22 protein-coding genes, 3 tRNA genes, 1 pseudogene and 1 riboswitch are annotated in these 22,066 nt (G+C 45.7%); of the genes and pseudogenes, 22 read left to right on the top strand and 4 right to left on the bottom strand.

The features are described from left to right. Positions 1-10 precede the first annotated feature (10 nt). Together moaC and J2S20_RS07030 are read left to right on the top strand one after the other, a co-directional pair. Complete coding sequence (moaC, locus tag J2S20_RS07025) at positions 11-484, top strand: cyclic pyranopterin monophosphate synthase MoaC (RefSeq protein WP_307254526.1); 474 nt, start codon at positions 11-13, stop codon at positions 482-484. A gap of 283 nt (positions 485-767) precedes the next feature. Next, complete coding sequence (locus tag J2S20_RS07030; RefSeq protein WP_307254528.1) at positions 768-1,463, top strand: hypothetical protein; 696 nt, start codon at positions 768-770, stop codon at positions 1,461-1,463. 86 nt (positions 1,464-1,549) lie between these two features. Here the strand turns inward: J2S20_RS07030 and J2S20_RS07035 are convergent. Next, positions 1,550-1,624, bottom strand: a tRNA-Pro gene (locus J2S20_RS07035). A gap of 177 nt (positions 1,625-1,801) precedes the next feature. Here J2S20_RS07035 and J2S20_RS07040 point away from each other — a divergent pair. The 8 genes from J2S20_RS07040 (at position 1,802) to J2S20_RS07075 (ending at position 7,813) form a co-directional block, all read left to right on the top strand. Next, positions 1,802-2,317 (top strand): hypothetical protein, encoded by a 516-nt coding sequence (locus J2S20_RS07040; protein ID WP_307254530.1) that lies wholly within the window; start codon positions 1,802-1,804, stop codon positions 2,315-2,317. A 13-nt stretch (positions 2,318-2,330) separates the two neighbouring features. Continuing rightward, positions 2,331-2,552 (top strand): hypothetical protein, encoded by a 222-nt coding sequence (locus J2S20_RS07045; protein WP_307254532.1) that lies wholly within the window; start codon positions 2,331-2,333, stop codon positions 2,550-2,552. A gap of 157 nt (positions 2,553-2,709) precedes the next feature. Further along, complete coding sequence (locus J2S20_RS07050) at positions 2,710-3,171, top strand: hypothetical protein (protein WP_307254534.1); 462 nt, start codon at positions 2,710-2,712, stop codon at positions 3,169-3,171. Between the two features lie 169 nt (positions 3,172-3,340). Further along, on the top strand, positions 3,341-4,135 hold the full coding sequence (locus J2S20_RS07055; protein WP_307254535.1) for a Cof-type HAD-IIB family hydrolase: 795 nt from the start codon (positions 3,341-3,343) through the stop codon (positions 4,133-4,135). A gap of 23 nt (positions 4,136-4,158) precedes the next feature. Next, a complete protein-coding gene (locus J2S20_RS07060; protein ID WP_146137140.1) occupies positions 4,159-5,997 on the top strand; it encodes an aminopeptidase P family protein in 1,839 nt (612 codons plus the stop codon). After that, the gene (gene rlmD, locus J2S20_RS07065) at positions 5,975-7,123 is read left to right on the top strand and encodes a 23S rRNA (uracil(1939)-C(5))-methyltransferase RlmD (protein WP_307254537.1); all 1,149 of its coding nucleotides are present in this window, start codon (positions 5,975-5,977) and stop codon (positions 7,121-7,123) included. The genes J2S20_RS07060 and rlmD overlap by 23 nt, the downstream gene beginning before the upstream one ends. A gap of 158 nt (positions 7,124-7,281) precedes the next feature. Then, a complete protein-coding gene (locus J2S20_RS07070; protein ID WP_170065380.1) occupies positions 7,282-7,566 on the top strand; it encodes a CD1845 family protein in 285 nt (94 codons plus the stop codon). Between the two features lie 58 nt (positions 7,567-7,624). Further along, positions 7,625-7,813 carry a hypothetical protein gene (locus tag J2S20_RS07075; protein ID WP_146137139.1) on the top strand — a complete coding sequence of 63 codons (189 nt, stop codon included), beginning with the start codon at positions 7,625-7,627 and terminating at the stop codon, positions 7,811-7,813. 15 nt (positions 7,814-7,828) lie between these two features. Here J2S20_RS07075 and J2S20_RS12335 read toward each other — a convergent pair. Continuing rightward, positions 7,829-8,269, bottom strand: a pseudogene (locus tag J2S20_RS12335) (DUF3793 family protein); the annotation flags it as partial. 49 nt (positions 8,270-8,318) lie between these two features. On the opposite strand from J2S20_RS12335, the gene J2S20_RS07080 reads away from it, so the two are divergent. The 11 genes from J2S20_RS07080 (at position 8,319) to thrH (ending at position 20,336) form a co-directional block, all read left to right on the top strand. Beyond that, on the top strand, positions 8,319-8,510 hold the full coding sequence (locus J2S20_RS07080) for a small multi-drug export protein (RefSeq protein WP_146137138.1): 192 nt from the start codon (positions 8,319-8,321) through the stop codon (positions 8,508-8,510). Between the two features lie 114 nt (positions 8,511-8,624). Further along, a complete protein-coding gene (locus J2S20_RS07085) occupies positions 8,625-12,527 on the top strand; it encodes an InlB B-repeat-containing protein (RefSeq protein ID WP_307254540.1) in 3,903 nt (1,300 codons plus the stop codon). Between the two features lie 292 nt (positions 12,528-12,819). Then, positions 12,820-13,170: a hypothetical protein gene (locus J2S20_RS07090; protein ID WP_211292199.1), complete on the top strand. Its 351-nt coding sequence runs from the start codon at positions 12,820-12,822 to the stop codon at positions 13,168-13,170. A gap of 379 nt (positions 13,171-13,549) precedes the next feature. Beyond that, positions 13,550-13,621: riboswitch (Fluoride riboswitch) on the top strand. A gap of 47 nt (positions 13,622-13,668) precedes the next feature. Then, a complete protein-coding gene (locus J2S20_RS07095) occupies positions 13,669-14,874 on the top strand; it encodes a cation:proton antiporter (protein WP_106612164.1) in 1,206 nt (401 codons plus the stop codon). 123 nt (positions 14,875-14,997) lie between these two features. Then, a complete protein-coding gene (locus J2S20_RS07100; RefSeq protein ID WP_211355556.1) occupies positions 14,998-15,324 on the top strand; it encodes an integrase core domain-containing protein in 327 nt (108 codons plus the stop codon). Between the two features lie 139 nt (positions 15,325-15,463). After that, entirely contained in the window at positions 15,464-16,141 is a 678-nt protein-coding gene (locus J2S20_RS07105; protein ID WP_307254544.1) for a hypothetical protein, read from the top strand. Positions 16,142-16,316: 175 nt separating this feature from the next. Then, positions 16,317-16,787, top strand: coding sequence for a GNAT family N-acetyltransferase (locus J2S20_RS07110; RefSeq protein WP_307254546.1), 471 nt, complete (start codon positions 16,317-16,319; stop codon positions 16,785-16,787). A gap of 26 nt (positions 16,788-16,813) precedes the next feature. Next, positions 16,814-17,746, top strand: a complete 933-nt coding sequence (locus J2S20_RS07115) for a DMT family transporter (RefSeq protein ID WP_106612548.1) — start codon at positions 16,814-16,816, stop codon at positions 17,744-17,746. 276 nt (positions 17,747-18,022) lie between these two features. Continuing rightward, on the top strand, positions 18,023-18,955 hold the full coding sequence (locus J2S20_RS07120) for a hypothetical protein (RefSeq protein WP_307254549.1): 933 nt from the start codon (positions 18,023-18,025) through the stop codon (positions 18,953-18,955). Positions 18,956-19,241: 286 nt separating this feature from the next. Further along, positions 19,242-19,661, top strand: coding sequence for a rhodanese-like domain-containing protein (locus J2S20_RS07125; protein ID WP_307254552.1), 420 nt, complete (start codon positions 19,242-19,244; stop codon positions 19,659-19,661). Between the two features lie 75 nt (positions 19,662-19,736). Further along, the gene (thrH, locus tag J2S20_RS07130) at positions 19,737-20,336 is read left to right on the top strand and encodes a bifunctional phosphoserine phosphatase/homoserine phosphotransferase ThrH (RefSeq protein WP_307254554.1); all 600 of its coding nucleotides are present in this window, start codon (positions 19,737-19,739) and stop codon (positions 20,334-20,336) included. A 59-nt stretch (positions 20,337-20,395) separates the two neighbouring features. Here the strand turns inward: thrH and J2S20_RS07135 are convergent. Beyond that, a tRNA-Gly gene (locus J2S20_RS07135) sits at positions 20,396-20,466 on the bottom strand. A 250-nt stretch (positions 20,467-20,716) separates the two neighbouring features. On the opposite strand from J2S20_RS07135, the gene J2S20_RS07140 reads away from it, so the two are divergent. Then, positions 20,717-20,789, top strand: a tRNA-Ala gene (locus J2S20_RS07140). Positions 20,790-20,908: 119 nt separating this feature from the next. Here J2S20_RS07140 and J2S20_RS07145 read toward each other — a convergent pair. Further along, complete coding sequence (locus J2S20_RS07145) at positions 20,909-21,949, bottom strand: site-specific integrase (protein WP_307254556.1); 1,041 nt, start codon at positions 21,947-21,949, stop codon at positions 20,909-20,911. Positions 21,950-22,066: the final 117 nt, after the last annotated feature.

Raw genomic sequence — 22,066 nt, forward strand, 5'->3', positions numbered from 1 at the left:
AGAGAAGAGGATGGGAGAGCTGACACATTTTAATGCGCACGGAGACGCACATATGGTAAATGTCGAGGAGAAGGACGATACCCGCCGTGTCGCGCGCGCCTGCGGCACGATCTATGTCGGAGCAGAGGTGTTTCGGGCGATTGCAGACGGAACTGCAAGGAAGGGGGATGTGCTCGGTGTTGCGCGGGTTGCGGGCATCATGGGGGCAAAGCGCACCAGCGAGCTTATTCCGCTCTGCCATATTGTTCCGCTCACAGGCTGTACTCTGGATTTTCACCTGAATGAGGCCGATTACGCGGTGACTGCGATCTGTGAGGCCTCCTGCGTCGGCAAGACCGGTGTTGAGATGGAGGCGCTGACCGCTGTCCAGATTGCGCTGCTCACAATCTATGATATGTGCAAAGCGATGAATCGGGAGATGATGATCTCGGAGTGCTTTCTGCTTGAGAAGGACGGGGGGAAGAGCGGGCACTTCGTGCGCTGAGGACGGAAAAAATATAAGCACAGAGGATTCAAAAATATAATACACACTATATCCGCTGCACATATAGGAAGAAGCGAAACAGATTTGTGAGCTGAACAGTAAGGATCTTTTTGCGCTTATCCGGAGCTGTCCCCGCCTTGCTTTTGTGTAAAAATCTCCCGAAAGTATCCCGGGTACCATAGATTTGTACCGTCATGTGCTGATAAGCTACCTGTAAGATACCGGCATGACGGAATATGGCGGGCCGGGTATCGGAAGCTTGCATGGAAAAGGAGGAGAGACGATGAAGATACGCAGAGGCTTGTTGGTGACGGCAGCGCTGGCTGTATTCTCACTCACGGCAGCATTGCCCGCATATGCAAAGGGCTGGGTCAGGGGAGCAGCATGGGACAGCTGGTGGTATGACCTTGGGGATTCGCACTGGCTCGCAGACGGCTGGTACTGGATCGACAGCAACGGGGACGGACTTGCGGAGTGCTACTGCTTCGGCAGGGATGGGTATCTTCTGGTGGATTGCGTGACAGAAGAAGGGTATATGCTGAACAGAGACGGGATGTGGGTTGAGAACGGCGTCGTGCAGCGCAGAGGGATCGCGCCGGGAGGGGTTCAGCTCGCGGGCGAGCTGGCGGAGAGAATATCTCAGATGCCGCTGGGGACATACGCACATTCCAGGGTGACTTTTTCGAATGGAGACTCCGATCCGACGCCGAACGGTATGCTGGTGGACATTGTCTCGGCAAAAGATGATGAGGTGAGCCTTATCATGCGGGAGCTTCAGGGAGACAGTCCTGAGCATATGGAGTGGCTGCGTATGCCCTTTAGGTTTATAAAAACCGGAAATGGTTATTTTGAGGCGGATAATTTCGGAAATCTGATGCGGGCGTATTTTTATCCGAGTGCGCGGCTCATCCGTATTGAGAATCTGTTTGAGGGGGAGCTCTGCTGGACAGATTACTATTCACTGCAGCTCTCTGACTGAACAGCAGAAGAGGTTTTGCTCACCGGGAAACTGAAAGATTCCTGCCGCACAAAAAGAGAGTCAGCACTGCTGACTCTCTGATGGAATCGGGGCGACAGGATTTGAACCTGCGGCCTCACGGCCCCCAGCCGTGCGCTCTAGCCAAACTGAGCCACGCCCCGAAACGCAAGCACTATTATAGCAGAAGTCGCAGGAAAAGCAAATCATTTTTCTGCATTGATTGAAAGAAATCCAGATAAAAATAATTGAATCCAGATAAAAAGTGATAGAAAAACAACTAAAAAGTAGTATAATAAAATATAATTATACTTGAAAAAAGTAATTGGAGGCATAGAAAAATGGGTTTATTCGGACTGTTTGGAGGAAAAAAAGAAGTTGAATTAGATAAAGCAAAAAGCGATGAAAACAAGGCATTAATGAGAGAAATCTTTGATAGGAAAGTAGATAATGGCTCAGAATATAGAATAATCTATGCTTATTCAGAAGATATAGGTGGAGCTAATTTTGCGGTACTTCGTACTGTTTCCTATAAGTACAGAAGTTTTATACTTGGCTATAAAAAAAGCGATTTAAGTTTAGTTTTTCTTGAGGTAAGCCCTGATTTAACTCAGGTTGGTGAAGCACTTCTTTATAGACCACAAGATGTAAAGAAAACTAATTTCACCAAGATGGTAGGTTCCTATTATCTACAATACGGAAACTCATTCAAGAAAGAATTTTTCAACTTTTTTGTTCCTAAGACTATTGACGATATAGTAAATCACGATTGGTATGACGAAGAAACATTCACTTATATTGACCAAAGAGAAGAACATAGTGGTTGGGTAGATTTTTGGAATGAATTTTGCAAATAAAAGGTAAAGTATAATGAGTATGTTACCAAATTATATTTTGTCTTTTATATTTGCAGTATTTCTCATATATAGCTACATAAATATAAAAGTTAAAAAAGCTAAAGTTAGTAATGGATGTCTTTATGGAATAGGCATAGTTGTTGCAGTATTGCTACTTGAAATGTCTATTTACGGTATAATATTTAATATCCCATTAGGGCAAGTGCAGATGCTAATAGAAAATAGCTTCAAATGAAAAATAGATATATGAAACAGTAAATCAAATTCGGTTTACTGTTTTTTCTTTGCTCAAAAATAAAAAGAAAGGAAAAGAGAAAATGAAAAACATAGAAGAAAAAATGATAAGGTAAAATAAGTTTCCCAATGAGGATGATAGAAGCTCCTAGTGTCTGATGATCCCGGACAGCACGGATATCGGACTTGTGGCGGAGCTTGAGAGCGCAGAGGGGCTGGCAGTGGTGATCGAGAATCCGGATGCCTATACCCGCTGGCTCGCAATGCCGCTTCAGGAGGTGGATCTCACGGTCTACGGCAGAGACATGGAGTTTGCTCCTGAGGGTACGCCTCTGCTTATCTTTGCTCTGGAGGACAACACAGAGCTCTCCTTCGATGCGGTGGCGATGCTGGATGCAGGAAGTTTTGAGACGCAGTCCAGCTTTTACAGCGTTTTGCTGAATGCTTACGAGAGCGTTCTGGTTTACGCCGTGCAGCCGGAGGGGATTCCCTCGCAGGCTGCCACGCTGAAGTGTGGGGCGCAGTGCGGTCAGTATCTCTTTCAGACGCATGGGATGGATGCCTCGGGTGAGGAGCGTGTGCTCACGGTAAAGGGAGGAAGTGATGATGCCGGGAGCTAAGCCTGGAAAAAATTTAAGTGGGTGAAGTCTGCACTTCTGTGGTATGCTACCCTCAGGTGGGAAATCTTTCCGCCTGAGGGTATTGTGTCTGCGGGACGGCAGCATCACCCGCGTACAGGGCGGCAGCGGCTCTACACAGAATACAGCTGCGGGCAGTTTGGGAGAAATCATGAGAAAGATTGTAAGCTTTGATTTTGACAAGACACTGTTTGATCACGGCACGCGCGCGGTGCCGGAGAGTGCGCTCAGGGCGCTCCGGGCGCTCCGGGAGAGCGGCCATATCGTGGTGCTCGCGACTGGCAGGGATATGGACACCTACTTCAGCCGGGAATATCTCTCCCTGGTGCAGCCGGATGCGCGGGTGGACCAGAACGGCGCAAAGGTTGTTGCGGACGGGAAGCTCCTCTTTGAGCACTGCATGGACAAGCGTCTCCTGCAACGCATGATGGACTATGCACAGGCGCATCACGTGGGGCTCGGAACGACCATTGACGATGAGGATTTCTTTGTGAATCCGGAGAGGGTGGAGGAGGCGGAGCTGCGTCGCTTCGGCGACTGCGGCAGAAAGTTTCGGGATGCGGAGCAGCTCATGCTGCTGCCCGTGCGCACGGTGAGCTTTATCGGCTCAACTGCGGAGGCAGAGGAGATGGAGCGGCACTTTCCGGAGGTCACGCTCCGGATGTTTTCCGTGGATTACGGCGCGGACGTGATAGAGAAAAGCTGTAGTAAAGCAGCCGGGCTTCGACGGCTCTGTGCCTATTATGGCATTGATATGCGGGACAGCTATGCCTTCGGCGACGGGATGAACGATTTTGAGATCATTCAGGCGGCGGAGGTCGGCATTGCGATGGGCAATGCGAAGGCTGAGCTGAAACAGGTGGCAGATTACGTGACAGATGCGATTGATGAGGACGGAATCTGGAACGCGTGCAGACATTTTTCGCTGATTTCGGCGATGAGCTGATATATCTGAAGAGAGGAGAATATATGAGAGAGGCATTAACGGCGCTGCGAAGAGAGATGAAAAAGCAGGGAATCAGCTTTTGGATCTCGCCCTGTCAGGATGCACACGGAAGTGAATATATCAGCGCGCACGATGAGTGTGTGCGCTTTCTGAGCGGTTTTACGGGGGACTCCTGTACCCTTTTAGTGAGCGCGGCGGGAGCATGGCTCTGGACGGACGGCCGGTATTTTGTGCAGGCGGAGCAGGAGCTGAAGGGCAGCGGTGTGAAGCTCATGAAGATGGGGGAGCCGGAGGTTCCGACGCTGGAAGCCTTTCTGCGGAATATGCTGAAGGAGGGCGAGGTGCTCGGCTTCTGTGCGGAGCTCATATCCGCGAAGCAGGGAAGGCGCTACCTGCAGATCGCAGAGGAGCGGGGCGCGACACTCCGCACGGACAGGGATCTTCCGGGACGTGTCTGGAAGGAGCGGCCGGCGAGGAGCAAGGAGCCGATCTGGGTGCATGCGGAGCGCTACGCAGGCGAGAGCGCGGCGGAGAAGCTGAAGCTTGTCCGGGAGGAGATGCGTGAGCAGGGGGCGACCGTCTTTATCACCTCCGCGCTCGGAGAAAGTGCGTGGCTCACAAACCTGCGCGGCAGTGACATCGCCTGCAATCCGGTGTTTCTCTCCTATCTCGTCGTGAAGCCGCACTCTGCGGCGATCTATCTTCAGAAGGAGGCGCTGACTCCGGAGGCAGAAGCTTATCTCCACAGTCAGAAGATCACAGTGAAGCGCTATGATCGCTTTTTAAAGAGTATCTCCCTCTTGAAAAATGAGCGCCTTCTGATGGACAGTGCCGTGGCGAGCTATGCGATGCTGGAGGCGCTGGATCAGAGCAATGAGCTGCTGGACGGACTGAGCCCTATCTATGTGCTGAAGTCTGTGAAAAACAGCACGGAGATCGAGGGGATGAAGGCCTGCCATATCCGGGACGGCGTGTATCTGACCCGTTTTCTCTACTGGGTGAAGAAGCATATCCGGGAGGCAGGGGAGCGCTGCTGGACAGAGACAGAGCTCTCGGATCGTCTGGATGCGCTGAGAGCGGAGGATCCGGACTATGTATCCCTGAGCTTTCCCACCATCTCCGCCTACGGGGCCAATGCTGCTATGTGCCACTACAGTGCGACGCCGGAGAGCGCTGCGGCAGTGGAGCCGCGCGGGCTCTATCTGGTTGATTCCGGTGCGCAGTACCTTGATGGCACGACAGATGTCACGAGAACAGTGGCAGTTGGAGAGACGACAGAGGAGGAGCGGCAGGACTATACCCTCGCGGTGATCGGTATGCTGAACCTGATGGGGGCGGTGTTCCCCTACGGCACGCGAGGCATGAACCTCGATACCTACGCCAGGCAGGCGATGTGGGCGCGGGGCAGAGATTTCAATCATGGCACAGGCCACGGAGTGGGCCATCTGAACAACGTGCATGAGATGCCGGTCTCAGTGCGCTTCCGTCCGCATCCGGATCCGCGGCGAGACCTCCCCTTTGTTCCGGGGATGGTGACGAGCGATGAGCCGGGGATATACATTGAAGGAAGCCACGGCGTGCGCTCGGAGAATCTGATACTCTGTGTTCCGCACCCGGACTATGAGGGCTTTTATACCTTTGAAGCGCTGACCATGGCGCCGCTTGATCCGGAGCCGCTGGAGCTCTCCCTCATGAAAAAAGCGGATATCAGGCGTTTTAATCGCTACCAGCAGCTGGTTTATGAGACCCTTGCGCCTCTGCTCGGAGAAGAGGAGAGGGCATGGCTCGCACAGCTGACAGCAAAAATTAAAAAAGATAAGAAAGATAAGCATAAAAAGCATGAGAAGAACGGAAAAATCTGAAGTGAACTGCCCCTACAGGAAGAAATGCGGAGGCTGTCAGTACAGCGAGCAGCTTTCAAGGAAGGAGAGGCGCGTGCGCGCACTGCTCGCGGGCTTCGGTGAGATACGCCCCATTGTCGGTGCCTCGGAGCCACTGCATTACAGAAATAAGGTGACGGCTTCCTTTGGGTTTCGTAACGGGAAGCTCATCTCCGGCGTGTATGAGCGCGCCACTCACCGCGTCGTGAATATAGACCGCTGTTTCATACAGGATGAGCGGGCGGATCGCATCATCCATGTGATACGGGAGCTGTGCATCTCCTTTCGCATAAAGGCCTACGACGAGGACAGCGGTTTCGGCCTGCTGCGTCACGTTATGGTGCGCACGGCACACGCAACTGCTGAGGTGATGGTAATCCTGGTGACGGCATCTCCGATCCTTCCGGGCAGTCGCAACTTTGTGGAGGCGCTCAGAAAGAAATGTCCGGAGATTACGACAATCATTCAGAGCATCAACACGCAGAGGACCAGCATGGTGCTCGGGCAGAGAGAGAAGCTTCTCTATGGCAGAGGGTATATAGAGGATGTGCTCTGCGGCCTGCGTTTTCGCATATCCTCCGGTTCCTTCTATCAGGTGAATCCCGCACAGACAGAGCGGATCTATGAGAAGGCCATAGAGCTCGCGGGACTGAGCGGCAGAGAGACGCTGCTTGACGCGTACTGCGGCGTGGGAACCATAGGGCTCATCGCGAGCAGGCGGGCAAAGGAAGTGATCGGTGTCGAGCTGAATGCGGAGGCGGTGCGCGACGCAGAGGCGAATGCGCGGCGAAACGGCATAGAGAATATCAGCTTTTACGCGAACGACGCAGGAGCGTTTCTGGATGATCTGTCCCGCTCCGATAAGAAGCTTGATGTGATACTCATGGATCCGCCCCGTACTGGCAGCACGGTGGAATTTATCGAGAGCGCCTGCCGCGCGAAGCCGGAGCGCATCGTCTATGTCTCCTGCAATCCTGAGACGCTTGCGCGTGATCTGAAGGAATTCAAGCGCAGAAATTATAAGACGCGGGAGATCATTCCCTTTGATAATTTTCCTTTGACGGTGCATGTGGAGTGCATAGCGTTGATACAAAGAGCGAAATCGTGAAAATCCTGCATTTTAAGCAGTTTTACAAGCATTATGTATTTGTAAAAGACGGAGAGGGAGGACGAAAAAAAGTCTTAAAAAATTATATTGATGTGAATGTTTGCATTGATATGGTGTGTGGAGATACAAAGAATGCTTTAGAAAGTGAGGACTACTAAATGATGAGATGGATAATAAAAATAATCTTGTTTCCAATTAGCTTGGTGTTAAGTATCCTCACAGCATTTCTGACATTTCTACTTGGTATCGGAACAGCCCTACTATATTTGCTGATGATGTTTTGCATATTTGGAGCAATTGCATCTTTTCTGCAAAAAGAAGTCACCATCGGAATAGAAGCATTGATTCTTGGATTCTTAGTTAGTCCATACGGAATACCGATGGTTGGAGCAACAGTTATAGCTTTTTTACAAGGTATCAATGAAGCAATAAAATCAATCTAAAAAATTTCATAAAAATGGTTACCAAAGGCGATAGAAGAAAAAACTATCGTCTTTTTCTTTGCAAATTTTTAAGGAGGGAGGTGATCTTGAAGAAGTGAAAGGGCTTATTGGAAATATAAAATCTATCGAATTTTCTGTAGTAGAGGAACTTCCAACTAGTGGTGATAAGGCAACTATCTATCTCATTTCTAATGATAAAGGAGCATTTACAGTAAATATTTGTGCATTTCTTATGTTTATCAAATAAACACTTTGCCGAACAGACGTCATGGTAGACCTTCCAAGGCCCGCTTAAGAGATAATTTTTGCCCTTGTTCTCGAAGAAAGAAATCACATCTTCCGAAGGATATCCGAGGAAAAAGCCAATTTCATGCGGAAAATCATCGTTGTTAACATATGACTTAAGACTGGATTTTAGCGATCTAAGAAGTCCCCCGATTGAAGAAACATCATAGTGCAGCTCTTCAAGCAAGCATAGCACATTCGAATTGCTGAGAATTTTTCTCAAACTCGACGGCCTGAAAATGTACAACAAAACAAAGGACTTAAAGGAGATAAGCGGCAAGATGTAAATTCCCTTGTTGTTAAGTTTTTTACTCATTGCACGAATGCTCGCATTAAATCCATTGAGATCAGACAATCTTACGCGGATTAAACTCCCTGTTTTCAGCCCCGCAAGGGTGGGAGCACAATGCTTAATTATTTGATACTAAGACATCTTTATCTCCTAGGCTTGAACAGGTTTATCAAGAATGTTCTTAAGTGCAGAAAGTGAACTTGAGTGGCATCTCTCAATTGCTAGATTTGAAGCCTTTGCCTCACTGGTTGCAACTGTTTTGGACATAAGGATGAGGAGAGCACTGCCCGCAATAACCGTTGGAGTGATAATTGCCGGTATATTGGTATCTGTCGTAACGTACGGAGGAGTTGCGGTATTTTCATAATATCAAAAAGGTTAACAAATGCCTGAAGCTGTGGTATGATATTCGAAGTTATAAGATAAAACAGAAAATTTTTAAAACGCAGTTAATGTAAAGAAATATGCGGGGAAGGAAAAAATGAATTTATTCAGGGAGAATGTTGATGTCTTCAAGAAAATTTCAGTTGGGCTGCTTCCATTTATGATTATGCTGTCATTGATGGCACCTGTCGTAAATGCAAATGCATTCCAGCCTAATCCTGATACAACAAAAGATGCTGAGGTAAAGGCAAATGAAGCTTCAAATTCTAATGCTGAAACCCAGCCTAATCCTGATACAACAAAAGAGGCTGAGGTAAAGACAAATGAAGCTTCAAATTCTAATGCCGAAACGCCTAAGACAATTGATGAACAGGGCGATGGTCTAGAGATCGGATCGGAGATTGTTAACGAGGCGGTTACGCGGGGGGCTATACCGGCACCGACAATTAACAAAGTCTTTTACGGTGACACGACTATTTCCGGAGCTAAATTGCATAGAGATAGAGTTGGCGGCAAGCCAGTAAGGGCAACGGTATATGTAACATTAAAGGGTGAAGATGATACTGTAAAAGCCACTCTTTCTGTTACACCTACAAGTGGAACAAAATGGTCAGTAAAATTACCTGAAGGAAAAAAAGTTGAACAAGGCGATACAGTTACCGTCTACCAGCAACTAGGTGAAGATAAATCACCGGAGGTAACTGAAAATGCACAACCATCTAAGGCATCTACAGTTACTCTTACAATGCCGACAGGCAAAATTTGGATAGAGCAAACAAGTTCTAACATAGTTAATGAAGACGAACAAGCAGAAGCTGTTAGGATGTTTAATGACGCAAATACTGAAATAGCCGGCGATATTAAATCAGTTAAGTTTTCTATTGACGGTATTGCACATGCTTATTATGAAGTAACCTATACAGACGAATCAACATCAGGTAAAGTAGAAGCTACAAATTTACAAATAAAACAAGTAACAGAATATTCGAGAGGAGCTATTCTTGGCAGAATTACAATTGCAGACAATGTAATTAAGGGAAAATTAGAAGGAGAGGGACCATTTGACGGCATAAAAGTACAATTAATCCTTAATGTTAAAAAGGAGAAATCAGGAGGCTTTTGTACTGACAAAGGATGTATAATTGACAAAGACTCATCTAACCCGCTAGCTGCAACTTTACAAAAGGATGGAACTTTCTCCTATACTTTACAAGAAAGAGAAAGTTTAGAACTCGACCAAATAGTTGGCGTTTCTGTAAAAGAACCCCATAAATTTGTATCTTGTTCTACAACAACTGTAAAACCAGTAATACCTGAAAAAACAAACGTTAAAGACCCAAGAAAAATAACTGATGATGACAAGGGAAAACTTATTAACGCCATTAAAACAGCATATACAGTAAATGGAGAATCTAAATTACCAAACGGAACTGGAGACTGGGATGGAGTTCCGGCAGTTATTCAAATTGATGGCGGCGGAAATGTTAAGATATTTAGCGGTAATGATGTAAAGGGTACTTGGGACCCGAACAATGATTATAAATTTGTTCCAGAAAAAAATGCAGATGGCTCAGTCAAGTTAAATGATGGAGCTCAACCAAAAATAACAATCCAAGCCAAAGACCTTTTAAAAAATATCAAACCAGAAGCACCAACTTTTGCCTTAAGTGAAGATAAGAAAAACATCACAATCACTCCAGATGAAAAAGATACAGATGCTAAGATTATTGCTGTTTCTTATAAAGGTAAAGGCGGTAAAGATCAAACAACTACAGCAACAAAAGCTGATGATGGAACTTGGTCAATTACTGAAGGCGAAGGTTCCGTTGATACGAATGGCGTTATAACTCTTTCTAAAGACAAGGTAAAAGGCGGAACACAAGTAACGGCTACAGTAACAGACAAGGGTGGAATTGCAGAAGGCGATACAGATCCGCTTACTTCAGATCCGGGAACTTTACCTATGGAAGAGGAAGAAACAATAGCTAAAAAAGTTAAAGCCCTTGGCGGCCTTGACCCGGTTGCTCTCAAAAAATGGGTCGGAGATACGGTTGACTGGAAGAAAGGCGTCAAGGCAAAAGATTCTGCAACAGATAAAGATAAAATTAAAGAATACCTTAACGAAGCGTCAGTAAGCGATGCAAGTGAACCAAAGACAAGGACGACTGAAAACTCCGGCGACTTTGAGGGTAAGGTTAAAGTAACATTTAGTGATGGTTCTGAAATTGTTGTAGAAAAACAAATGCTATACGTCAGCGATCTTGTTAGCTCATCTAATAAGGAAAATTTACCTGACGATGCACTAGTTGTTGAATTTAAACTAGGCGAAGGCATAAAGGTTGAGGATAAAGATCCGAACACGGGAGAAGTTACAAAGACCACTAAGGGTGGTAAAGATAGTCCGGTACTTTATAAAGAATATAAGGTAAAACCGGGCACCGACCTCTCAACTTATATACATCCGACTCTGAAAAAAACTATCTTCGATCTTATCGACGAAAAGGCTGACAAAGGGTACACCGAACCTGTATGGAAGGGTCAAGATGCTAACAATGCCAAGAATTTTGTGGCAGCATCTAACAACAATGTCTTTACCGCTACGGCGACTAAGACATTTAAAGTAACGGTCAAGCCGAATGGCGGCACCGGAGATGAAAAAGTTGAAATCAAGAAGAAAGACGAAATTTTCAAACTTCCTGCAGCAAATACTTTTACACCTCCGAACGAAAATCAAGAATTCTCCGGATGGAAAATTGGCGATGACACTAATCTCAAGCAGCCGGAAACGGAAATTACGATTACCGGCGACACAGAAATTAATGCCATCTGGAAACCCATCGAATTTAAGGTAGAATTTAAGGTAGACTTCAAGGCTGGAGAAGGCGCATCCGGTTCGATGGAAGATAAAACTGTTACAAAAGGCAGTGAATACGAACTTCCGACACCGACCTTTACAGCACCGAAAGACAAAGTGTTTGCCGGCTGGAAAGTTGGGGATAAAGAGGGCGTAAAACAAGCCAAAGAAAGAATAACAATTACCGGAAACGTAACCCTTACGGCTACATGGAAAGGTAATACAGTCGACATTACCTTTGATGGCGCCGGTGGTGGCGGCAGCATGGAAAAGGCATCCGTCACCAAAGGAAGTGAATACACCCTTCCGGACAACGGCTTTACCGCCCCGGAAAACAAAAAATTTGACGGCTGGATGGTAGGCACGAAAAAGAAATCCGTCGGCGACAAAATCACCGTCAACGACAACACAATCGTAAAAGCTATTTGGAAAGATATTATGATTAAAATCATATATGATCCTAATGGTGGAAACTGGAATAATGACAGTGCAAATCGGACAATAGAAGTCAAAAAGGGAACTACAATTACGATTATGAATGCTCCTGTAAAGGATGGATTCAAATTCAAGTATTGGAAGGGTTCAGAGTATCGGCCAGGAGATACCTATACGGCGCTTGAAGATCATACTTTCATAGCTGCATGGGAAGAGAATAAAAAACCAGGCACTTCTGATGTCAATCCTAGTGAACCAGGATCAAAGGATAAAAATGGGACACAGTCTCGTGGAACTTCAAGTTCGAACTCAAAAAATAACAGAACACCAAACGTCAATCCTAGTGAACCAGGATCAAAGGATAAAAATGGGACACAGTCTCGTGGAACTTCAAGTTTGAACTCAAAAAATAACGGAACACCAAACGTCAATCCTAGTGAACCAGGATCAAAGGATGAAAATGGGACACAGTCTCGTGGAACTTCAAGTTTGAACTCAAAAAATAACAGAACACCAAACGTCAACCCTAGTGAACCAGGATCAAAGGATAAAAATGGAATACAGCCTCGTGGAACTTCAAGTTTGAACTCAAAAAATAATAGAATACCAAACACTGGTGATAACGGAATGAATATCCTCTATGCTTTTGGACTTGCATTCGCAGCATGCGGTGTACTAGTTATAAATAGAATCTATAGAAAAGAAAAATAAGATCTATTAAACAAAAGCAAACCGTATATTCAAAAACAAAAATAACCGCTCTTATGCAAAAGCATAGGAGCGGTTTTCTGCACTATATCTAGGGTATCCAATAAGTTTTTGGGGTTCCCCGAGAACTTTTGGGGTGTACTTTAGGGGGGCAACTGAAAAACTCCAATAACTTCTTGACACTAGGCTGCTGAAAGTTTTCGGTTTTATGAATACTGGTTAGCCAAGGATATAAGAAAGAAGAAAGCGAGCGATAAATAAGAATACATAAAAAACAGATGTGGCAATCTGTTCTGTGATACAAGTAGTGATAAGGAAAAGTCATTCTACAAAGTTTAAGCTCATTGAGGAAATAGATAATTTAGATGTTGATGATAAGCACTACAAACGAAGAAAACAGGACTTAGATGATAGACTTTATCGTATGTACAATAAAATTGAAGAATTAGAATCATTGTTAATTGATGCAAAAGCAAAGAAACAAACTATAGAAGCTGAGAAACTGACTGGCGATAATATATATAAGGTTTTGATTTATTTTGACAAACTTTATAAAGTCATGAACGATGTTGAACGCAGACAGTTAATAGAAGCACTCATTTCAGAAATTCAAATTTATGAAGAGAAGCAGCCAAATGGACAATGACTAAAATCCATTACTTTTAAGCTACCTATCATTGATGAGGATCTAAATATAAGTTTGGACAATGATAAGCAAGTTGAGACGGTAGTATTGATGTCAAGGGTCGAAGGAAAATAGGCTCGAAAGCCCTTGATTTCAAGCCATTCTTGGGATTTGGCGTCAGAGGCAAGAGCCTGAGCAGACTGCTCTATGAGAACTTATCGACCGCTCCGGTTCGGAGCCGATTTCGATGTTTTTACATAGTTTAGGCTGTGGATTAGATGTCAAGAATTGAGTTAGTGGATTAGATGTTTTTTTCGCTGAGTGAGCGGATTAGATGCTTTTATGAAAATGATAGCATCACAGTACTTGTTTTTGACAAGATTGGCCATATATGATATATTAATAATCCGGGAATGAAGTTCTCCCTTGGGTAACCTAAACCGCTTATTAAGCTGATGACTTCTGCATAATCGTGCAGGGCTATCAGCTTTTTTGCACAGAAAATCGGAGGACTTTTTTATGAATATTTTTTTATGCCTTGCGCTTATCCTTGTTGTGGGAGGTGCTGCGGGATTTCTATTGAATCGTTTACGACTTCCTGCGTTACTTGGTTATCTGGTGCTTGGAATTATAATCGGCTACACTAGAGTGTTAAATCCTCAGCTGGCACAGATATCAGGAGAACTCAGGAAAATAGCACTTATCATTATTCTTCTTAAAGCCGGACTTTCCCTTGAAATTGATGATTTAAAAAAGGTTGGAAGACCAGCTGTTCTTTTATCGGTGCTGCCTTGCAGCATAGAAATGACGGCGGTTGGTATTGCGGGACACTTTTTACTCAGCTTGTCATTTGTTGAGTCTTTTTTATTGGGAGCTGTTTTAGGTGCAGTGTCACCTGCTGTTGTTGTTCCCAGAACAACAAAGATGCTCGATGAAGGAATAGGCACAAAACACGGTATACCGCAGATGATAACAGCCGGAAGTTCTATGGACGATATCGTCATGATCGTTTTTTATACTTCTTTCTTGTCAGTTGAAGGAGGAGGTAACGTAAGTGCAAAAGCTTTTATAAATATTCCTGTATCTATTATTACCGGAATAGCCGTAGGAATAATAGCAGGATTGATATTTTCATATGTGTTTAAAAGGTTCCATTTACGTGATTCTTTAAAGCTTTCATATGTTCTTGGCACATGTTTTGTTTTTGTTTGGCTTGAAACAGTGGCATCTGAATATATCGGCTATTCAGGATTACTTTCTGTGATAGCGATGGGAATCGTAATACTAAGTAAGAGAAGAGAACAGGCAGTACGTCTTAAACAAAAATGCGATCGGCTCTGGGTTGTCAGTGAAATGTTTTTATTTACCCTTGTGGGTGCTTCTATACAGATAGAATATGCACTCAAGGTTTTAGGATTTGCATTGCTGACGATTATGATAGGACTTGTTTTCAGAAGTATAGGCGTTAGATGTGCTATTGCGGGAACAAGGCTTAATGCGAAAGAAAAATTATTTGTTAATATATCGTATCTTCCGAAAGCAACGGTTCAAGCTGCAATAGGCGGAGGGCTTCTCGATTTAGGATATCATTTGAATGATCCGGCAATTATATCCGCAGGAACTACAGTATTATCTGTGGCAGTTGTAGCTATTTTATTTACAGCTCCGCTTGGTGCTTATCTTATGGATTTTACCAGAGATAAGCTTTTTGGGGAAAAAGAGTAATGGAAAAAATTATTTTAAAAGGACAAAGAACCTTTGTTATTCCGGTTGTTTTTGGAATTAATCGTGTAAAAATCAAAGTGATCAAAGGTAAACTAAGAATCAACCATGGAATGTTTACACCTGATGGCGGAACATGGCTGTGTTCGCGGAACACAGTACGTTTCAGATGCCTTCAAGGAAGCAACAGTTGATTTCATAAACAGTTACTCCAAAAAGGGATATCCCTGGGATAACGCATGCATAGAGTCCTTCCATGCGCCAATCAAAAGAGAATGGCTCAATCGCTTTGTGATTCTTGATTATCAGCGTGCTTACCGTCTTGTATTCGAATATATAGAGACGTTCTACAACACGGTAAGGATTCATAGCCACTGTAATTATCTATCGCCGGATCAGTATGAAGAGGAATTCCTGGAGAAACTGGAGAAATCACTCAAAATTGCGGGCTGAATATCATTACATAGGAGCAAGGCCATTTTTAACTTGTACTTTTTCTTGACATAGGACCAAAGTTTTTACATTCGATGTGGGATATTACAAGATTATGTGTTCTTCTATCTCTGTCGAAATTGTAGAAAGAGAGTGATTTATGGGGGAATATTTTGATTGGGTTAATGTAGACAAACGTGAATTCATCTGCCCTAATGATTTTGATTATGGAAATAAATTCCATGAAACTATGCATAAGGACAGCGTCCCGCTTCATGCCTTGCATGTGCTCTTGGCAGAAAACTGGAAGGGCAATCATGTAATCTGGCTGGGAGATGAATGTGCGATACCGGAAGACTCCTCTAATATTGTGTTCAAAAAGCTTTATGATCAAAGCGTGGAGTGTGGGGAGAGAGGCAACGCAATTGACATGTATTTTGAAACCTATAAAAATGTGTCGAGCCTCTTTAAAGAAGCTGAAAAAGAAGTCCGGCAAGAGATCGGGTTTTATTTGGAAGATTTGAAATCGGGTAACAGAAGCGATGTACACAATGAGTATGGTGTGGATCCGGAGCATCCTTTTGACGGGCTTTTTCAGAAAAGCGCAAGACGCTTCAAATACACCGTGAATCATACGAAGAAGGTTTATTATTCGCTTGATGAGACTGACATCCTGTTTCAGGACAATACAAAAAACGACTTCTCAGATCCATTGCCGCTCCTAATGGGATATGGAAGAGTGGCAGACCCGGGCGAGTGGCTCGGAGATATCATTGGCGTCTCAGATATCAGGCCAGAGGGGTATTCTCTTTTGCCGAAGCTGTATGTGGATTGGTGACCTAAAAAAACGTCTTATTGCATGTGTAAATCAGGATTTGTGAGGGCAAAATGAATCTGAAGATATATGACAATACGTGTGTCAGAATCGTCGATACAGATGGAAATGCTTTTGATGGACTCCCACAGCTCGTGAGCATGGAGGTTACACCCTGGTAGAATATAATCACAGAAAAATGAATATTCGAAGAGCAAAGGAAAAAGACATAGAAAAAATTCTTGAATTGCTGATTCAGGTAAATATGGTTCATCATCATGCAAGACCGGATTTATTTAAGGGGCCGGCTACCAAATATACAGAAGAACAGCTGAAAAAAATGCTGGCTGCTGATGAAGATCCGGTATTTGTGGCTGTGGACGATTCAGATCTTGTACTGGGATATGCATTTTGCCGGACAGAGCAGATCATAGACAGTAAACTGCGGACAGATGTCAGAACACTCTATCTGGATGATCTGTGTGTCGATGAAAACAGCAGAGGTCTTCATGTAGGTGGCGCTCTCTACAGATATGTTCTTGCCTTTGCCCGTGCGCATGGATATTATAATCTGACCCTTCATGTATGGGCGGGAAATGATGCCGCCGAAAAATTTTATGCCTCGCAGGGAATGAAGGCGCAGTTCACCTGCTTGGAACAGATTCTCTGACAGATATCAGCCGAGGTAGAGTAAAAATGGTAAGTGTGAAGACAGCAGAACAGGACAGGACAACAATCTTTCAGAATCCCGGAGCAGTACCGTTTCTGGCGCTGATTGCAGTGTGTGTCTGGGGAGCCGCATATCCTTTTATAAAGCTGGGATTGCTTGGTTTTGGCATAGCTTCAGCGGATACTGCAGCAAAAACTCTCTTTGCAGGCCTGCGCTTCACGATTGCAGGGGGAGTGCTGCTGATGATTGCCGCTGTGAGAGGCCTACGTCTTGGTATGAGCCGGGCAGTTGCCCCCTGGGTGCTTCTGTATGCGCTGGTGAATACTGCCCTGCACTACTTTTTCTTTTATATCGGTGTATCCAACAGCGCAGGCTCCCGGGCGGCTGTGCTGAATTCTCTTGGAACCTTTATGCTGGTATTTCTTTCCTGTGCCATATTTCCCGAGGAGCATCTGACACGGGCCAGAGTGCTGGGCTGTATCGTTGGCTTCAGTGGCCTGCTCTGTCTGAATCTGGATTTTGGGGGCGGCGGTTCCTTCACACTCTCCGGAGACGGAATGATTGTGCTGAACGCAGTCTGCTCAGCCTTTGGCGGGATATTGACCCGGATCGTCGGCAAAAAGACACAGGTCTTCGTTATGACGGGTTATGGTTTGCTGCTCGGCGGGCTTATGCTGGTCGCTGCGGGTCTCGGAATGGGCGGCCATATTCGGAGTGTCACAGCGGAGGGGGTTTTTGACCTGCTCATACTGGTGCTTATCTCAGCAGTAGGCTTCTCTGTGTATAATCAGCTTCTGCAGTATCACCCGGTCGGAAGGGTGGCGATATTCTCCTCTCTGATTCCGGTGTTTGGCATTGTGTTTTCCTGTCTTCTGTTGCGGGAAGCCTTCACCTTGAGATACGTATTCGCGGCGCTGCTTGTGACCTCCGGAATTTTTATTATTAACAGAGAAAAGTAAATTATGAGTGGGTAGCGGTGCTTGCCGGCGTTTCACGGGAGAGAAGATTCTGGAATCTGGATTGATCGGATGGTAGCCTCAGGATACCATCCGATGTTGTGTTTTCCCCATAGAATCGTAAAAAATAGACAAAAAGTATACCTGGTACCATAGCTTTCTTGGATCACCCCCGTTAAACTGGAGGCAACAATATGGCAGAACGGTTGGATAATCAATTGCTGTTTTGCTGCAGTTGTTACAAAATCCAGAATATCTGGTACAGGAAGGAGTATGGATATGAAGAAGAGTATGACAGGTCAGAGGATTTTATCGGTACTGCTGGTGGCATTGCTGCTGCTCACCCTGATCGGCTGTGGCAAGGGCGGCGGGGCAAGCAAGGAGGACTTCAGCAAAGGATTTGTGAAGACCTGGAATGCGGTGGAGATCACCTCCGGGAATTCCGATTCCGCGGTGAGCCGGGATCTCATGAAGGAGATGAATGAGCTTGGCATGTATATGACACTGGAGCTGAAGGGTGACGGAAGCTTCATCATGGATATGATGGGAGATAAAGAGGAAGGCAAGTGGGAGACCAAAAGTGCGACAGAGGCAAAGCTTCACGACACAGAGAGCGGTGATTCTGTGGATCTCAAGCTCGAGGGCTCGACGCTGACTATGGATCTCGATGGTGATAAGGTGATATTTGAGGAGTTCACCGGAGAGAAGCCCACTGAGGCGGCAGAGGAGAGCGAAGAGGAGCAGGAGGCTGAGGCAGATACTGCGGAAGCCGGTGCGGCGGCAGCATTTACCGGGGATGTGGGACGCTTCAATTATCTGGATGAGCTTTTCATTGACTATCCCGCAGATACTTTCTTTCAGGATGAGAGCGCCATTCTTGATACAATCAAGGCGAAGGATGAGAGTGTTGCGATCGGCATCGTTCCGCAGATCAGTGAGCAGGATCATGAACGGTCCATGGAGTACTTTGACAGCTATGCAGAGTATGAGGACTATACCACGGAGGACACCACCATTGCCGGCTACGAGGCGCGTATCATCAGCTACAGGGACGACTGGGGGGATTATAATGCTGAAGTCCATGTATACTTTGGCGGGGAGATCAATCGTCTCTACGGTGTGAACTTCGCCATTACTGCGGATCACTCCATGAAGGACGGACTGGATCCGGTCGTGCTGGAAATCCTGAACACCATTCAGGTTGTGGAGTAAGCGACGGAGCGATACTCTCTAAGAAGAGCTTAGAATAAAATAAGCCCTGCAATATAGCCTGGCTGCGCGATCATGCAGCCGGGCTTTTAGCTGTCTGAAATAGCTGTATAAAGGCCTGTCAATTTTGCGAGAAACGCCCTTCGTGTAAGCTGGGAGCATCGTTTCAAAAAGAGTTTATTTATGTTACAATGCTAGCACCAAAGATCACGACAGATTGTGAGGGAGTAGATCCGCATGGGCTCTGCCCTCACAGTGGTATTTTGGGTTCTATTATGGAGGTGAAGCATTGAGGAATATCTGGACGGGTGTGCTGCTGCTTTCTGCGCTGCTATGCGTATGGTTCTCAGGCTGCGGACACAGGAAAGGCGAGACAAAAGAGGCAGAGGGGGAGATGGGGTACACGAAGATATCACAGAAGGAAGCAAAGGAGCTTATGGACAGCGGGGAGGAGATCGTCATTCTCGACGTCCGCACAGAGGAGGAGTACGCCATGGGGCATATTCCTCGGGCTATATGCATTTCCCACGAGAGCATTGATGAGAGCGTGGAGCAGAAGCTTCCGGATAAGGAGATGAAGATACTGGTTTACTGCCGGAGCGGGCACCGCAGCGCGATTGCGGCGGAGAAGCTTGCGGAGCTGGGGTACAGGAAGGTACTGGATTTTGGCGGTATCATGAGCTGGAGCTACGAGGTGGTGAAGGACTGAAGCTTTTGGGTTTTTTGTTGTAATATATAAAAATGAGTTTGAGGGTATAAACAGGGAGCAGATGGAGGATGTCATATGAATATCGTGTGTCTTGATCTTGAGGGAGTTTTGGTACCTGAAATCTGGATTGCCTTTGCGGAGGCCAGCGGCATTCCTGAACTGAAGCGCACCACGCGCGATGAGCCGGACTATGATAAGCTGATGCGCTGGAGACTTGGCATACTGAAGGAGCATGGTCTGGGGCTTAAGGAGATACAGGAGACGATCGCGAAGATCGATCCGCTTCCGGGTGCGAGGGAGTTTCTGGATGAGCTTCGCTCCATAACCCAGGTCATCATCATCAGTGATACCTTTACGCAGTTTGCAACTCCGCTCATGAAGAAACTTGGCTGGCCGACGATATTCTGCAATTCACTCGAGGTTGCGGAGAGCGGTGAGATCACCGGTTTCCGCATGAGAATTGAGAACTCTAAGCTCACGACAGTGAAGGCTCTGCAGTCCATCGGTTATGAGACCATCGCCAGTGGAGACAGCTACAATGATCTGGGGATGATTCAGGCAAGCAAGGCGGGCTTTTTGTTCCGCAGCACGGAGCAGATCAAGAAGGATCATCCGGAGCTTCCGGCATATGAGAGCTATGCAGAGCTCATGGAGGGAATTCGAAGGGCGCTGTGAGGCGCCTTTTGAATTAAAAAAGAAGTCCTGTAAAATCAGGACTTCTATCTGTTTAAGAGAGCAAGTGACGGGAATCGAACCCGCGTCCCAAGCTTGGGAAGCTTGTGTTCTACCATTGAACCACACCTGCAACGTTGATATTATATCCGAAAATTCCGGGTTTGTAAAGCAAAAGTGATGGCGAGATGAGAGCATATATAAAAACAGTCCAACGCGTATTCTGCCGGGAAAGGGGTATCAGTGTTAGAAAGAAGCAGGAGAAAAACAGGAGCAGAGTATAGCTGACCGGGATTATAGAAATCTTCTTAACAGCATGATCTTGTGCTTGAATTATGTGCTGCGGCATGATAACATAAGCCTTGTCAGAGCGACAGACATATGGGGGTATAGCTCAGCTGGGAGAGCGCTTGAATGGCATTCAAGAGGTCATGGGTTCGAATCCCACTATCTCCATCTCGATAAAACCTCGCAAATACGTTGTTTCCCACGTGGAAATGCGGTTTGCGGGGCTTTTTATTGCCCAAAAACGGAGCGCAGAAACCGGAAAAAGGTACACGGAAACGGTGCATTTGTCACACGTGTGACACACTTATTTTTTGGAAGTAAGAATTGATCTTGTCTGTCTGCTTTTGCGTCTCTGTGTCAATGGTATTTCGATAAACGCGCTTCATCACATTATCGGAAGACCATCCGCCGCGCTGCATAATGTATTGATCGGGAATGCCGATCGCGTGCATAATGCTTGCCGAGTAATGCCGGAGATCATGAAAGCGGAAATGTGGACAGCCTGATTTTTTTTGTGCCCTCACAAATGAATTCGTTATGGAATGGATGGTACCTTTTATAATTTTGCCTTCTATTCCTTTTAATTTTTCTATTACGAATTCCGGCATTTCAACCGTTCTGTAGCTTCCATAAGTTTTTGGAGTTTTGATAACCATTTCATTATTTTGGTTGACCACTAACGCTTTGTTTATTCGGATGGAGTTGCCGACTATGTCTGTACTTTCTAGGGCGCAGATTTCAGATCGTCTTAATGTTCCGAATGCTGCTAAGAGAATAGCAATTTCTAAGTCGCGATTTTTTACCACGCTTAAAAGTTTTTTTATATCCTCATCTGAGGGACAATAGAGCTCCGGCTTTTTCTGCGCGGGAAGGGTGGCAGAAAGCTCTGCCGCCGGTTCAAAAAGCTGTATGGAAGCCTTCAAAAGTGCATAAGCGTTTCGCACTGTTTTAGGGGAAAGCTCTTGTGCTGTCATGTCACTTATCCATAGCTGTATATCTTTGGTGCTTACTTTTGATATATCTGCCTTGCTGATGGCAGAGGGGGTAATGCGGGCCGCCAAAAGGCTTTCATAGCCGTTTATAGTTGAGGGGGATAAAACCTCTGCTTTGGCGTCTATGTATCGTCTGACGGCCTCCTGCACTGTCAGAGCCGAGGGATTCTCTTCATCCGGGCGGTTGATAATCCACTGGGAGTATTTATATTCAGCTTCTGCACGCGTCGCACCGGTAAAAGACTTCATGATTCGTTTCCCTTCCGGAGTCTTTCCTACCTGTTTTTGAATGCGGATACTTCCTGATGGCAACCTACCTTTTACTTTTCTTGGCATGATTTACCTCCTTTTTGGGTATAAAAAGAACACCCTTTTGACAGGATGCCCCGAAGATGATACTATGAGCTTGTTCAAGGCTGATCATCTTCGGATTATCAGTTTTCATTCCGCTTC

The sequence above is a fragment of the Moryella indoligenes genome (assembly GCF_030812885.1).
In the GTDB taxonomy this organism is placed as follows: domain Bacteria; phylum Bacillota; class Clostridia; order Lachnospirales; family Lachnospiraceae; genus Moryella; species Moryella indoligenes.